A 16,078-nucleotide genomic window follows, 5' to 3' on the forward strand; every position below is an offset into this window, starting at 1 on the left:
CCTACCTTTCCTCAGGCATTTCCAGGCTGATTAAGTATTCCACCAAAGCTTTTCTTGTTGGGGAATCAGGCATTCCAGCTAACACTAAGCCCGCGCGTTCAACCGCTTCTTTTGTCTGCTGTCCCATACATACCACTTGTACACTTTTTAAAAGGTCAAACACGTCTATACCGCATTCCTTCAGGCTTTCAATAAATACCTCAACAGATGCCGCGCTTGGAAATACCATCGTATTAATGTCAGCTTCCGCTAGCATTCGTTGAAAAATAGGCAGAAACTGCTGGTCTAGCGTTTTTTTACTCGTGACTAGGAAGTCGGCATTTTCAAAATCATAGTTATTATTCTCTCCGACAACCAGCAAGCTACCTTCCTGTGGCATGTCCTCGATGAGTCTAGCAAGAAAACCACGCTCTCTTAATGCGTTAATAGATTTGCTGGAGCACCCATAGAAATCAGCAGGTATCCTCCGAATATCTATCCCCTTTTCGATAACTGCATTAAAAAATTCTCCGACACTTTCAGGGGATGCGAACAAAATTTTATCGTATTCGGTAATATTACCTAGCTCAACAGGCAATATAGTCTTTTTCCATTTTGGAAACTCGATAACATCTGCGCCCTTTTCCATCAATTCCTTCGCAATGCCACTAACACTTTCACCAGTACGGGCAAGTACTATTTGACGGCCGTACAAGGGCATTTTTTCAAACCAGCTGATTTTTTCACGGAGGGAAATGACTTCACCGACAAGAATAATGGACGGGTTGCTAAACTTAGCCTGTAATACCTTTGCTGCAATATCTGTTAGAGTGCCTTGTAGTGTCTTCTGGCGCCCGAATGTTCCCCACTGAATTAAAATGACTGGCGTGGCAGCTGGTTTGCCATGCGTGATAAGATTTTCACAGATATATGGCAGATTAGCTACGCCCATGTAAAAAGCAATCGTATCAACGCCGCGGACAAGGCCTTCCCAGTCAAGCATCGGCTTGCCATCTACTGATTTATCATGCGCCGTTACGACTGCAAACGATTCTGCATGCTCCCGATGGGTAACAGGAATTCCTGCATAAAGGGGGGCTGCAATCCCCGATGAAATGCCAGGAACAATTTCAAATGGAATTTGATCATGAGCAAGGGCTGCTGCTTCTTCGCCAACTCGTCCAAAAACACCAGGATCTCCGCCCTTTAGTCTGACTACCACTTTACCTTCCAGTGCCTTTTCAACTAAAAGGTCGTTGATATTCTCTTGGCGTAAAATATGGCGGTCAGGTAATTTGCCGCAATAAATCAGCTCGCAATCATCAGGAGCAAACTCCAATAACTTTGGATTGGCAAGCCGGTCATATAAAATAACTTCAGCCTGCTGGATTGCCTCCATTCCTTTTACCGTGATTAAGCGAACATCCCCCGGCCCTGCTCCTACTAGAAATACCTTTCCTGTTTTCATCCTGCAGCCATCCTTCCAAACGCTTTATAAAAAGCTCTTATATTATAATATAAACGTTATCTCCTTCTACTTCCACCTGATAGGTCTTTACCTGGCCTTCATCTGGTGCTTGAACTTTCCCATCCGCTAATGAGATTTTCCAATCATAAACTGGGCAGAAAACAAACTCACCGCTCACTAGACCTTCGTTTATGACACCGCCTTTTGGATGCGGACTTTGGTTTTCAATCGCAAATACCTTACCCTTTGTAACCTTAAATAACGCCACATCATTATCATGTATTTTCACAGAATATCCTGCCCTTACTGGGAGGTCAGAATAACTAGCAACTAGAGTCCGAGTTTTTGTTAAAATCATTTATAATCACTCCCCTGCCTTGACAGTGTGTACGGCATAATATTTATCTTTAATATTTTCACTTTCGATTGCTTCATTCCAAGGCTCAATGTACTTTTTCAATGTTTGATCAATACGCTCATTTAATGCTTTTCTCGTTTCTTCGTTAGCAAGGACCTCTTTGACATGCTCTAGGCCAATACGTTCTACCCACTTAGAAGTACGCTCCAAGTAATTCGCTGTTTCTCGGTAATATTGAAGGTAGGCACCGGTCAATTCCATGACCTCCGCTTCTGTTTTTACCGTAGCTAACAGGTCACCCGCACGAAGATCGACACCGCCGTTACCAGCCACATAAATTTCCCAGCCTCCATCAATTCCAACAAAGCCAATGTCTTTAATTCCAGCCTCTGAGCAGTTTCTTGGACAGGCAGACACACCCATTTTTACTTTATGCGGGGTATCAAGACGTTCAAATTTCTTCTCGAGCTCAATCCCAAGTGCCATTGAATCCTGTGTGCCATAGCGGCAGAATTGAGCTCCCACGCAGGTTTTAACCGTACGCAGTGTTTTCCCATAGGCATAACCTGATGGCATATCAAGCTCTTCCCACATGCTTGGCAGGTCTTCTTTTTTCACTCCGAACAAACCAATCCGCTGCCCTCCGGTTAATTTCACCAATGGTACCTCATACTTTTCAGCAACCTCAGCAATTTTTTTCAAATCAGCCGCACTTGTCACACCACCATACATTCTTGGAACGACTGAGTAGGTGCCATCCTTCTGAATATTCGCATGCATTTTCTCATTTACTAGACGTGAGTCACGATCATCCTTGTATTCGTCCATATGAATCATTCCTAGGTAGTAGTTGATAGCAGGACGGCATTTCGTACATCCTTCTTCGTTATTCCATTCTAGAACGTTCATAACTTCTTTAACACTTGTTAAGCCTTTTTCTTTAATTTCAGCAATCAATTCTTCACGACTGATGGTTGTACAACCACAAATGCTTGTTTTTTGCGCCGCAGCTGCATCGAATTGGTCACCAAGTGTATAGGCTAAAATGTCATTCACCATCGGTTTACAGCGTCCGCAAGAACGTCCGGCATTGGTACAATGACTTACTTGATCGAGAGTAGTCAGACCCTGCGTTTTGATTGCTTCAACGATTGCACCTTTCGTAACACCGTTACATCCGCATACCAATTCATCATTTGGCATCGAAGCAATGTCGCCGCTTCCGACTTCGGCTGAACATTGTGATTCAAAAATGGACACCCCAGTGATATCCTCTTTTTTGGTCAGCATTCGGAACAATCTTGTACTATCTTTTGTATCACCATATAGTACAATCCCAACAATTCTGTTATTGCGGACTAATACCCGTTTATAGATGCCTTCGTATTCGTTGTAGACCATAATGGATTTAGTGGTACCATCTTCAAAAATTTCACCTGCAGAGTAAAGGTCCACCCCAGCCACTTTAAGTTGAATTCCAGTTACTGAGCCTTCATATGGTGCTGCATCTTTCCCACAGATTCTTTCCGCCAGAATTTTACCTTGCTCGTATAATGGCGCAACCAAGCCGTAGACAATTTCCCTATGCTCAGCACATTCCCCAACAGCATACACATTCGGTGCACTTGTTTCCATAAAGTCATTAACAACAATTCCACGATTTACATAAATTCCGCTGTCTTTCGCTACACTGGTATTCGACTTTATTCCGATTGCCATTACTACAAGGTCCGCTCTCGCAAATGTCCCATCTTTAAAACGCAGACCAGCAACGCGCTCATCTCCGATAATTTCAACCGTTTCTTTTTCCATCAAAAATTTCATACCCTGTGATTCAAGCTCAGCTTTTAGTAACGAGGAAGCAATTGGATCCAATTGACGCTCCATTAAACTTGGCATAAGGTGTACAACATCGACCTTCATCCCAAGGTTCAGTAATCCTCTTGCTGCTTCAAGTCCAAGAAGCCCGCCGCCGATTACCACTGCCTTTTTATAGTGATTCGCTGAATTGATCATCATTTCACAATCTTTTTTATCACGAAACCCGGTCACACCTAATTTTTCCGCACCCGGAATTGGCAGGATAAAAGAATTGGAACCTGTGGCAATAATGAGTTCATCATACACTACTTCACGGCCTTGGTCGGATAGTACAAGCTTTTTTTGTGTATCAATCTTGGTTACTGCTTCACCAGTAAATAACTGAATATTATTTTCTTTATACCAGTCTAATGAATTTATTATGATATCTTCAAAGCTCGTATCTCCTTGAAGGATATTTGATAATTTTATGCGATTATAGTTTGGGTGTGGCTCTTGTCCAAAAATAGTAATTTCAAATTGCTCTGGTGAAAGTTTAAGAATTTCCTCTATAGTTCTAACTCCCGCCATCCCGTTTCCGATCATCACTAGTTTTTTCATATTGGATTCGCTCCTTTATAGTGGTTTATCTATGAATTTACGTTAATGATGTTTTTCTCTATAAAAACATTGTAAATGTTGAGGGGGCTGATTGATTGTGACGTACTTCACAATTCACTGTTAGTTTGTGAATCATTTCACATTATTGTCAAATATAAATTCGAAATTGTAGGAGAAAAAAAGTTTTGGACTATTTTCAGAGGGTTATGGACTTTTTCCAGAGGGTATGGACTTTTTTTTAATAGTTTTGGACTATTTTCAAGGGGTTATGGACTATTAGACATTATTTACCATAAATCCACGAATGAAAAAGCCCAACTCATATGAATTGGGCTTTAAAAATTGGGTATTAATACATCTCAGATGTTGTTTTAGCTTGCATATGAAGCAACAAGTAGTCAGGTCCGCCTGCTTTGGAGTCCGTTCCAGACATGTTGAAGCCGCCGAATGGCTGATAACCAACAATCGCACCTGTACATGAACGGTTGAAGTATAAGTTACCAACATGGAAGTCTTCACGAGCCTGCTCAAGGTGTTCACGATTCGTGGTGATTACTGCACCAGTTAAACCGTACTCAGTATTGTTCGCAATTTCAATTGCTTCCGTGAAATCCTTTGCTTTCGTGAAACCAACCACTGGACCAAAGATTTCTTCCTGCATGATTCGTGCATCTGGAGCTAGGTCTGCAACCACTGTTGGTTGAATGAAGTAGCCTTTTGAATTATCTCCTTCGCCGCCAGTCAATACCTTACCTTCTTGCTTGCCGATTTCTACATATTCCATGATTTTCTTAAATGCATTATTGTCGTTAACAGGACCCATGAATGTTCCTTGCTCAGTTGGGTCACCTACTGTTAATTCCTTCGTTAATTCAACCACACGATTCAATACGGTATCATAAACATCCTCAACGATAACCGCACGAGAGCATGCTGAACATTTTTGGCCTGAGAAACCAAATGCTCCTGCAACGATTGATTGTGCAGCAAGCTCAAGGTCTGCCTCTGAGTCAACTACAATCGTATCTTTACCGCCCATTTCAGCGATCAGACGCTTCATCCAAACTTGACCTGGGTTTACTTTAGAAGAACGTTGGAAAATACGAAGTCCAACATCACGTGAACCGGTGAAACTGATGAAACGAGTATCTTTATGGTCTACTAAGTAGTCCCCAACTTCTGCACCGCTTCCTGGTACAAAGTTTAATACGCCTTTAGGAAGACCTGCCTCTTCCATTACTTCAACGAATTTTGCTGCCACAACAGGAGTCGTAGAAGCCGGTTTCAAAAGAACCGTGTTACCAGCAACGATCGCTGCGACTGTTGTACCAGCCATAATTGCTAATGGGAAATTCCAAGGTGAAATAATAATACCAACGCCTAGCGGAATGTAGTTATAACGGTTAAATTCGTTTGGACGGCTATTTACTGGAACACCATCTTTAAGTGCCAGCATTTGGCGGCCATAATATTCAAGGAAGTCAATTGCTTCCGCTGTATCTGCATCCGCTTCTCTCCATGGTTTACCTGCTTCTTTTGTTAAAAGGGCAGAGAACTCATGCTTACGGCGGCGAATAATGGTCGCAGCTTTGAATAATACATCCGCACGTACTTCAGCTTTCACCTTTTTCCATGATTTGAATGCTTCAACCGCTGCCTGCATAGCCTGTTCCGCAAGATCCCTGCTAGCTTTGGATACACTGCCAATTACTTCTTTGTGATTAGATGGATTATAAGAGACGATTTTATCTTCAGTTGTTATTCTTTCCCCACCGATTACAAGTGGGTAGTCCTTGCCTAAGTAACTTTCAACTGTCTTTAAACCGTTTAAATAGTTTTGACGGTTTTCTTCATTGTTAAAATCTGTGAATGGTTCATGCTTATAAGGTTGTACCATGTCTAAAACCTCCTATGTAGTAAAAACATTACATCCTTGTACATTCTAACATGTTTCTTTTATAGCTATCAATGGGCAGACCCAGGAGGAATATTTTGGTAAAAAACCCGACCAAGAAGTCAGTCAGGCTAGTAAATATGCACAAATGGTTCCGCTTCGTTTGCCTTGCGGACAATTAATGCTTCTGGTCCGTCAACCGAAGTAACACTTACCGAAACGGATATATAATCTGGAAAATGCTCGAGGACAAGACCGGTTACATATTGAGTAAACCCAATGGCCTCGGATTTCCCGTAGAACTGAATCGGAATCGTAATATCCAAATCAGTAAATTGATCTCCAATATAAAAGGCACGGCCAATGACCCCGTTAAAGTTTGGAAAATATTCCTCAACATCCTGCTTAAAGTTTAAAAAGGCTGTTACATCATCGCGGTGTGCCTCTTGAGCTTCGGTTGATGGAAATAGGAAATACTTTTCAGAAACAGGCTCCCAAGCATTTATCGTTGAGCTTCCCTTATCAACATTGGCATAGGTGAAAAAGGTGCCAGGGACTACAGATGATCGGCTTTGCTGTTCAAATAGAGCAATGGTAATCGGAACATCCTTTAGATTTTTCGTTGCCCGGAGACGTTTAAGGACTTCTTCCGCAATCTTTTTCCCTTCCCGTTCCATTTCGGCAAATTCAATTTCCCTCTCAAAGTAAGGTTCACCTACTGCAGTACGATAATAATGGACGGAATTTAGTGCCAGTCCAATAACGACACCGCCCAATTTGACTGTTTCATTTTCACCTTTGATTAGGTAATCATGCTCTAAGATGTGGGCTAAGTAGATAGGACTATTACTATTTCCTTCCTGAAAATCTGCGCTGTCTTCCATAAGCGGGTTTAAGCCGATATTTTCATCTGCTTTTAAACCCTCTTCCTTCAATTGCGCTTCTGTAAATTTACGATTTAACCATAGCCTTACGGTATTACGCTTTAACTCCTGTCCTTCACGGAATAAATAGGTTTTAGGGTCAAATTGATGCTGCGCAATCCTCATCAAACCTGTTTCAAATTCATTAATGTCATATCTAGTATTAATATTCCCAACGATTAATCCGCGTGCTTCCCCAGGCTCGAACGGTAAAATCGTCCGATAATAATTATCGGAAATATTATATTTCGGAATAATTGCTTTCTCTTCCGCCTCTTCTTTTGTTTGCACAACATTCTCCTGTTTTTGAAAGTTTGGTGCACATCCACTGAGCAGAATGACAAAAGAAAGAGCGAGCAATGAGAGTTTTCTCACATCGATACACCTCTTATTTATTTAATTCTACCAAAAGCTTCTCCTCGTCCCAAACTTCAATTCCCAGCTCCTCGGCCTTCGTAAGCTTTGAACCCGCATCCTCACCCGCGATAACAAGGTGTGTTTTCTTGCTGACACTTCCTGAAACATTTCCTCCAAGAGCCTCAATCTTCTCTTTCGCTTCATTCCTAGAGAGCTGTTCCAATTTACCTGTCAGTACGACCGTTTTTCCAGCAAAAATACTATCTGATTCTTCAACTGAAACTGGTTTTGCTCCTTTGTATAGCATGTTTACTCCGGCCTCTGTTAATTCCTTAAGCAGAGCTTCCGCTTCTTCTTGTTCAAAAAAGGCAACAATCGAATCTGCCATTTTATCGCCGATTTCATTGATTCCAATCAAGTCTTCTTTTGTTGCAGATGCTAGTTTGTCCATAGTATCAAAGCTTTGTGCAAGTGTTTTAGCTGCTTTCGCACCAACATGGCGAATACCCAGGCCAAATAAAAGCTTTTCTAATGAATTGGCCTTCGATGCTTCAATCGCTTTTAACAGATTCGTAACTGACTTTTCGCCCATTCTTTCTAAGGCTATCAGCTGATCATAGGTTAGTTTATAAATATCGGCAACATCCGAGATTAATTTTTCTGAAAAAAGCTGGCTGATAACTTTTTCACCAAGGCCATCAATGTTCATTGCATCCCGTGATACAAAATGAATAAGTCCTTCACGAATTTGCGCCGGACACTTCGGATTAATACAGCGTAATGCAACCTCACCTTCAAAACGGACAAGCTCGCTTTCGCATTCTGGACAATGCGTTGGCATTTGGAAATCACGTTCATCCCCAGTACGTTGATCGAGAAGGACATTAACGACTTCAGGAATAATATCTCCAGCTTTCTTTACAACCACCTGATCGCCAATCTTTATATCTTTTTCTCGAATTAAGTCCTCATTATGCAAGGATGCACGCTGAACCGTAGTGCCAGCTACCTTAACCGGCTTTAAAATGGCAGTTGGCGTGACAACACCTGTCCTTCCAACACTTAATTCAATATCCAAAAGAGTTGTAACGACTTCTTCAGCAGGGAATTTATAGGCAATTGCCCAGCGTGGGCTTTTCGCCGTAGTTCCAAGCTTGCTTTGGTGTACATAGGAATCTACCTTAATAACAATTCCATCTATTTCATAGGGTAAATTTGGGCGTTTATCAACCCAGCTATTTACATATTCAATGACCTCGTTAATTGATGGACACTTTCGTCGCTCTTTATTTGTCTTAAAGCCAAGGTGATCTAAATAATCGAGTCCCTCACTATGTGAAGCAGCGTCTATCTCATTGCCTCCGCCTATTCCATATAAAAAGACATCAAGGTTCCGTGAAGCCGCAATTTTTGGATCAAGCTGCCTTAACGACCCCGCTGCCGCATTACGTGGATTTGCCGCTAACTCTTCCCCGCGTTCAGCCTTTGCTTTATTTAATGCTTCAAAAGAGCTCTTCGGCATGTAAGCCTCGCCTCGAACCTCTAATGTTGCACTTTCCCGCAAACGGAGGGGAATCGATTTGATTGTCTTTAAGTTTGCCGTAATATCCTCGCCAATGGTGCCGTCCCCTCTAGTTGCTCCTTGGATAAACAACCCATCTTCATAACGTAAGGAAACAGCAAGACCATCAATCTTTAATTCACAAACATAATTGAAATCATCTCCCACCGCCTGGCGAATACGGCGGTCAAAGTCCTTTAAATCCTGTTCATTAAAAGCATTACCTAAGCTTAGCATAGGTGTGCGGTGCTCTACTTTTTCAAATAAGTCTAGTACCTTACCGCCAACACGAACAGATGGTGAGTCTAGTGTTTTTAGTTCCGGAAAGTTTGCCTCCATCTCTAGCAGCTCCTGCAATAATCGATCGTACTCTGTATCGGGCACTGTAGGTTTATCCAGAACATAGTATTCATAGCCATATTGATTTAACAGGCTTTTTAGTTCATTGACTTTCAATTCCGCTGTTTGAAGGTCCATATATTCAGCCCTTTCATTGTAAAATAATACGAGAATAGCCCCATAACAGGGGCAATTCTTTTTTTATACTTATTTATACCTTTTTTGTAATAGGAGCGAACTTTGCTAGCAGCCGCTTGATGCCGGTAGGGCTAGGGAAAGCAATATCCAGCTCTGTTCCTTCGCCTTCTCCTTTAACGCTTACCACTGTTCCAATTCCCCATTTACCATGTTCAGCTTTATCGCCGACCCTCCAGCCGACAGTATCCCCGCCAGTTGAAGCAGCTAAAGGTCTCATGACTGGTTTTCTAGGTACCGGTGTTCCAAAGGAGGTTCCTGTCGTTCCAGAAGTACGGCTTCCAAAAGAAGTCCCTGTCGTTCCAGAAGTGCTTCTTCCAAAAGAAGTCCCTCTAGAGCCGAAAGGAGTATTCATCCGTTCCTGTTTTTCCACTCCTTCTAGAAGATCTTCCGGAATTTCACTGATAAACCGGGATGCAGGGTTCATGCTTGTACGCCCATACAATGTTCTCATCTGAGCATTGGTGATGAAAAGAGATTGCTCTGCCCGAGTAATACCTACGTATGCCAAGCGCCGCTCTTCTTCCATTTCAGCTTCTTCCATTAATGATCGACTATGAGGGAAAACTCCTTCTTCCAATCCAATTAAAAAGACGACTGGAAATTCCAGCCCTTTTGCAGAGTGCAAGGTCATAAGAGTAATGGAATCTGTTTTTTCACCGTCATCATCTAACGAATCAATATCGGCAACTAATGCTAAATCCGTTAAGAAAGCAACTAAACTCTTATCTTCACTCGCATCTTCAAAGTTCTTCGTAACAGATAATAATTCATCTAAGTTCTCAAGTCTGCTTTGGGCTTCGATTGATTTCTCTGCCTTCAGCATTTCACGGTAACCTGACTTATCTAAAATATCCTCTACCAGTTCTGTTACAGATAGAAACTCTTGCATTTGAGTATAGTTTTTAATTAAATCTCTAAATTCTCTTGCACCCTTCGTAATCTTTGGACTTAATCCTAGTAACTCAACGGAGTCGAGTGCCTGAAAAATAGAAATATCATGCATGGCAGCAAAGTCAGCCATTTTATCTACTGAGCTAGACCCAATACCGCGTTTTGGCACGTTAATAATACGCTGTAAGCTGATGTCATCATCAGGATTAGAAATAAGTCTCAAATAGGCAAGCATGTCCTTGATTTCTTTTCTGTCATAGAACTTCGTTCCGCCGACAATGCTATATTCAATATTGGACTTTAACAGCACTTCCTCCATTACACGGGATTGAGCGTTCGTCCGGTAAAGGATGGCAACGTCAGAATTCTTGTACTTGCCGCCCTTTGTTAATTCTTTAATTTTACCCACAACAAACTGTGCTTCACCTTGCTCACTATCTGCACGATAGTAAACCAGTTTGTTTCCCTCTGGGTTTTCTGTCCAAAGGTTCTTTGCTTTACGAGTTGCATTATTTTCGATCACTTTATTTGCAGCTAGTAGAATTCTTTTTGTGGAACGATAGTTTTGCTCTAAGAGAATGACCGCAGCATTCGGATAATCCTTCTCAAACGAGAGGATATTGGCAATGTCTGCACCCCGCCAGCGATAAATCGACTGATCAGAATCCCCGACAACGCATAGATTCTTAAAACGATTGGCGAGAAATTTAACCAGCATATACTGTGCTCGGTTTGTATCCTGATACTCGTCCACATGAATATACTGAAATTTCCGTTGATAATATTCAAGTACTTCAGGTACACGCTGAAACAGCTGAATCGTCATCATAATCAAGTCATCAAAATCGAGAGCCTGATTTTTCCGTAACCGTTTCTGATATTCTTTGTAAACATCGCTGACCGTTTGTTCAAAATAACCACCAGCTGTTTTTTCATACTCCTCAGGACCAATCAGTTCATTTTTCGCTGAACTGATAGCCCCCAAAATGGCCCGCGGGTCATTTTTTTTCGGATCAAGGTTTTTATCCTTAAGAATTCCTTTAACCACTGATTGCTGATCACCGGTGTCTAAAATCGTAAAGTTCCGGCTAAAGCCCATTCGATCAATGTCCCTGCGCAGTATTCTTACACACATCGAGTGGAAAGTAGAAATCCAAATATCTTCGGCTGTGCCGCCCATCATATTCCTGATACGCTCTCTCATTTCACGAGCTGCCTTATTTGTAAAGGTAATCGCTAAAATGTTATAAGGATTTACACGTTTCTCAACAATTAAATAGGCTATACGATGTGTTAGTACTCTCGTTTTTCCACTTCCTGCACCTGCCATTAGTAAAAGCGGACCGTCCGTTGCTTTTACTGCACTTTGCTGCTCTGGGTTTAACCCATTTAAAAGCTTGTCTGTTAAATATTGCATTCCTTCACCACCACACCAAACATTTGTTCTTATTTTAACTCTTTATCTCCAATTAAGCAAATTTTCATCGTACACTTTTTACTGTTGCTAACGCTTGTTCAAAATGATCATAAATGGCGTTTCCAACCACAATGACATCTGCATGCTCGGCCATTTCAACTGCTTGTTCAACTGATGAAATTCCCCCGCCATAAAATAGTACCGTTTTCTCAAGTACCGTTTTCACTTCCGAAACTAATTGAGGGTCTCCATATTTACCGCTATATTCAAGATAAAAGATTGGTAAATGGAACATCTTCTCAGCCATCATCGCGTACGCCTTTACTTCTTCGGCCGTAGAATCTGCAAGTGCAGATGTCAGTTTAGCTGCCTTGCATTCTTCATTCAATATGCAGTAGCCTTCCATGACAATCTCTTCCCAATCCATAATTTCACCAAATTCTTTTACTGCCCGATGGTGAAGTCCGGTTATCCACTTTGGATCATTGCTATTTAAAATTGTCGGAATAAAATAAAGGTCAAAACCAGGGGTAACGATATCAATACTTGAAACTTCGAGGACACAAGGAACAGTATAGCGGCGAATTCGAGCCATAAGGTCAAGAACCTTTTCCAGGGTTACCCCATCTGTTCCTCCAACCATAACACCATCTGTTCCGGATTCGCATATTTTCTCTAACCTATCATCCGATATCTCTTTATTTGGATCGAGTTTAAACACATGGCGCCACTCGCGAAAATCATACATCCCAAGATCCTCCCATTCATCCTACATTACACCATTATAGCATTAGCACATTCGATAAAAAAAGAAAACACTAATTGAAATGTTAACCAAATAAAAAGCGAAGCGCCTCGCACAGGGGCGACAGGCATAAGACGAGCCGGCGAGAAGGTTGGTCTTTACCTTCTTGACGGATTGGCTTATGACCCCGAGGCCCTAGGCGCTGGAGCTGGATTAAAAGGAAAAACCGAAGAGCTATGTCTTCGGCTTTGTTTATTTTTCTTCAGTTGTTTCTTCTGTTTTAATTCGCTCTAATACCATTTCATAGGTATCATTTCCAAAATTCAAGCAGCGTTTTACTCGTGAGATTGTTGCCGTGCTTGCACCAGTTTCTGTCTCAATTTTATGATAGGTGTTTCCCTCGCGAAGCATTCTCGCAACATCTAAACGTTGTGCTAATGATTGAATTTCATTAATGGTGCATAAGTCATCAAAAAATGCATAGCACTCTTCAAGATCCTTCAAGGAAAGAACGGCTTGGAATAACTGATCAAGCTCTTTCCCGCGTAATTTATTAATTTGCATATGTTTTACCCCTTTAATTGTTAAGTATTAGTCTACATTAAATGAAACACTTGATTGAAGACCAGGATTCGTTGGAACCACATTGACCCACGTTTTCCCTTGAACAAACGGAACAACTTCACCATTTCTCACAGGAACGATTAGACCGTTATCATTTTTCCATTCTACTTCCATTACCTTACCCTTTTGCAGTAAATAACCTGATCCACCTGATTCTAAATCAATTTCTTTATGAGCAACTTCATCTATGACCTGATGGGTAGTCTCAATAATGAACAGATTATCTAACAAAATGGGCTCTTTCGTCTCATAATCAATGGTTTGCTCCCCATCAGAATAGCGTTTGTATTTTCCAATTGAAGCATCATACTCGTAAATCGAATTGAAAACACCACTGGCGGAATATGAAATACTGACCGATTTCGCTTCATCCCCCGTTACCGATTTACTTTCATCCTCTGTTAAAAATGTAAATTCAGGTGGAGTCTGATCCATCGAGTACTTCTTTTCCTTTGCACCTTTTAAAACATTTTTATACGTAATATAGGAATTATGGGGTGCTTTCCGGAAGCTTGCTCTTTTAAAAAGTGTACCGTCATAGACCATTCCATTTAAATTATCAACATAGTCACGTTCGAGCATTTTTTGTGCCTCTTCACTGGAGCCGTGCGCTATAAAAAGAGCATTCAGACCTTTTGCAAGATCAATGTAATAGTCTCTTGCACTTCGAACAGGTCCAATATTTTCGGGTTTTTCGCTTTGGAAAACAGCAAGGAACCGGGTAACATCACCTTCGGCTAGAATTTCATAAACAATATCGGCTTTGTGTAAGCCAGATTGCGGTCTTGCTTTTGGATGATTATTTACCATAACCGCCACTGCCCTGCCATCTGTCTCCGTCTCTGAACCCACTCCAGTTAATGGGTAATGGTAGGGTATTTCATTCTCTACTTCTTCCTGTACCACTTCTTTTACAGGCTCTTTTGGTCCATTCGCCTTTTCTTTATCGCTGCACCCAGAGAGCAGTAAAAGAACTGCTGTTGCTGCAACAGCCCATTTCTTCATCTTCGCGTACACTCCTATCTCTATTCTCTAAGAAATCGAGTTTATCTTATATATATCTGTCTAGCTGCAGCGCCTAGAGGCTCGGGGCAAGGCGCATTCGCTTTTCTTTTTTACTTTTACATTTTAACGCATTATCGACGGAAAGAGTACAGTTTTGTTCATTACATCATACATTCCCTGTTGGGTAATTCGAATATAGGGCAAATGAGTAGCCGAAAAAAATAACAAACTGTAAACCGGATCTGAGAAGGAATACCCCCGCTCTTTTAATTCCACAAGCAATTTCTTTTCTTCCTCTATTAAATCCTTAATCGGGAGGTTTGACATAATTCCATTAAGCCGGAGCGGCACCTCGCATACAACCTGCTCTTCCTCAACCATGACAATACCACCGCCCAATTCCTTCATTCTATCAAAGGCAGCAATCATATCACGTTTATTTTTTCCAATCAGGATAATGTCACCTGTATTGGAAAATGAACTTGCGAGTGCAGAAAGATTGGTTGCAAATCCCTTTAGCAATGTATTAATCCTCCACTTGCCATTCCGATCTAGCAGCGTGAAGAAGCATTCATCGTGGGCGGTTGACAACTCTTCGCCTGAAGCATCAATCGCAATGGAATATGGTTTGGTAATAACTGAATTCTCCATCTTTATCCCAAATGGCATGGAAAATTGTAAATCGTCAACGCTTAAGTTCCAGTCCAGTTCCATAGGCTTAAGTCCATAATCATTCCAATTAACGGAGTGGTAAGCGTCCACCATTTGTCCGTCCCGTTTTACCCATTTCCCTTTTGCTAGTACAGAATGAGGTGTTGGATTTTCAATACTTGATAAGAAGTTGATATTCGCTACACGGCCAGTTGCAATATTCCCATGATGATGGTCAATGTTGTAGTAACGGGCGATATTAACTGTGGCCATATTATAGGCATCAATTACCGGTACACCTTTTTCAATGGCAATCCGAATCATCTGATCATTGATTCCTTGCTCATAAAAAGTAGATGTTGAACCGTCTGTGTTAAACATTAACCGATCATAGGCTTGTATTCCTAATCGTTTCATATCATCAAGTAAATCCGGCAGGTCTGGACGAATGGAGGAATATCGCAATGAAACCATATATCCCTGCATTAAGCGGTTGTATACTTCTTCACCTGTCATTGCCTCATGGTCACTATCTGCTCCTAACAACATTAATTTAGCTAATGTTTTCTCCGATGCCCCTGGAAAATGCCCTTCAATCTTTTTATTCAGCCTTTTTGTCTCTTGAATCCAGTGCAGCATCATATCATCGCCGTCTAACAATTTAGGCCAGCCAGTCAGCTCGCCGCCTTGTAGAACTGCGTCATGCTCTAACCAAGACTTAATATTGCTATGTGAAAAAACATCCTCTTCATTTAAAATTTCAGTTTGCGGATCAAACCGGCACCACCAGAACATAGTTGTTGGGATGGAACGTAAGTCCTTTAATAAAGAAAACGCTTCCCTTTTCTTCAAATTCATAACCAACGACATGTTGTCATTAATGATGGTTGTTGTTCCGAACTGGGATGCATAGGCCGCCAGAGTATGGGGATTATATAATTGAAAAGGATGGGCATGCGGCTCGATATAACCTGGAACCAGAATTTCATTTGTACAGTCAATGATTTCACAGTTATCCAATTTCGGTGGCAAATTCTCGCCAACATATACAATCCGATCTTCATATATCCAAATATTTGCGCGCATCCACTGGCGAAATATTTGATTTAAATATAAGGCATTTTTTAACAAAATTGTTGGTGAAGTTTTACCATCTAAAACGGATACATGCATGCGTAAATGTTTATTTTTCCATCGATAACGTTGTTCCAGCATACGATACCCCTCCCTTTCTTAGAAGCTATCTA

The 16,078-nt window shown here is 41.3% G+C and carries 11 protein-coding genes; all 11 read right to left on the reverse strand.

Annotation, left to right across the window (positions count from 1 at the left end):
* Position 1: 1 nt before the first annotated feature.
* On the reverse strand, positions 2–1,447 hold the full coding sequence (gene cobA, locus ACY3XC_RS26655; protein ID WP_464871252.1) for a uroporphyrinogen-III C-methyltransferase: 1,446 nt from the start codon (positions 1,445–1,447) through the stop codon (positions 2–4).
* Positions 1,448–1,484: 37 nt separating this feature from the next.
* The gene (gene nirD / locus ACY3XC_RS26660) at positions 1,485–1,805 is read right to left on the reverse strand and encodes a nitrite reductase small subunit NirD (protein WP_464871253.1); all 321 of its coding nucleotides are present in this window, start codon (positions 1,803–1,805) and stop codon (positions 1,485–1,487) included.
* 6 nt (positions 1,806–1,811) lie between these two features.
* The gene (gene nirB, locus ACY3XC_RS26665; protein ID WP_464871254.1) at positions 1,812–4,226 is read right to left on the reverse strand and encodes a nitrite reductase large subunit NirB; all 2,415 of its coding nucleotides are present in this window, start codon (positions 4,224–4,226) and stop codon (positions 1,812–1,814) included.
* A 349-nt stretch (positions 4,227–4,575) separates the two neighbouring features.
* The gene (gene pruA / locus ACY3XC_RS26670) at positions 4,576–6,123 is read right to left on the reverse strand and encodes an L-glutamate gamma-semialdehyde dehydrogenase (protein WP_464871255.1); all 1,548 of its coding nucleotides are present in this window, start codon (positions 6,121–6,123) and stop codon (positions 4,576–4,578) included.
* A gap of 128 nt (positions 6,124–6,251) precedes the next feature.
* Positions 6,252–7,418, reverse strand: a complete 1,167-nt coding sequence (locus ACY3XC_RS26675) for a CamS family sex pheromone protein (RefSeq protein ID WP_179159326.1) — start codon at positions 7,416–7,418, stop codon at positions 6,252–6,254.
* 13 nt (positions 7,419–7,431) lie between these two features.
* The gene (gene ligA / locus ACY3XC_RS26680; RefSeq protein WP_464871256.1) at positions 7,432–9,438 is read right to left on the reverse strand and encodes an NAD-dependent DNA ligase LigA; all 2,007 of its coding nucleotides are present in this window, start codon (positions 9,436–9,438) and stop codon (positions 7,432–7,434) included.
* Positions 9,439–9,511: 73 nt separating this feature from the next.
* A complete protein-coding gene (gene pcrA, locus ACY3XC_RS26685; protein WP_464871257.1) occupies positions 9,512–11,806 on the reverse strand; it encodes a DNA helicase PcrA in 2,295 nt (764 codons plus the stop codon).
* 64 nt (positions 11,807–11,870) lie between these two features.
* The gene (pcrB, locus tag ACY3XC_RS26690) at positions 11,871–12,554 is read right to left on the reverse strand and encodes a heptaprenylglyceryl phosphate synthase (protein WP_464871258.1); all 684 of its coding nucleotides are present in this window, start codon (positions 12,552–12,554) and stop codon (positions 11,871–11,873) included.
* A 249-nt stretch (positions 12,555–12,803) separates the two neighbouring features.
* Positions 12,804–13,115, reverse strand: a complete 312-nt coding sequence (locus ACY3XC_RS26695; protein ID WP_283953524.1) for a YerC/YecD family TrpR-related protein — start codon at positions 13,113–13,115, stop codon at positions 12,804–12,806.
* A gap of 27 nt (positions 13,116–13,142) precedes the next feature.
* Positions 13,143–14,180: a DUF3048 domain-containing protein gene (locus ACY3XC_RS26700; protein WP_464871259.1), complete on the reverse strand. Its 1,038-nt coding sequence runs from the start codon at positions 14,178–14,180 to the stop codon at positions 13,143–13,145.
* 123 nt (positions 14,181–14,303) lie between these two features.
* The gene (locus tag ACY3XC_RS26705; protein ID WP_464871260.1) at positions 14,304–16,046 is read right to left on the reverse strand and encodes an adenine deaminase C-terminal domain-containing protein; all 1,743 of its coding nucleotides are present in this window, start codon (positions 16,044–16,046) and stop codon (positions 14,304–14,306) included.
* Positions 16,047–16,078: the final 32 nt, after the last annotated feature.

The organism is Bacillus sp. CZDM1 (genome assembly GCF_055502545.1).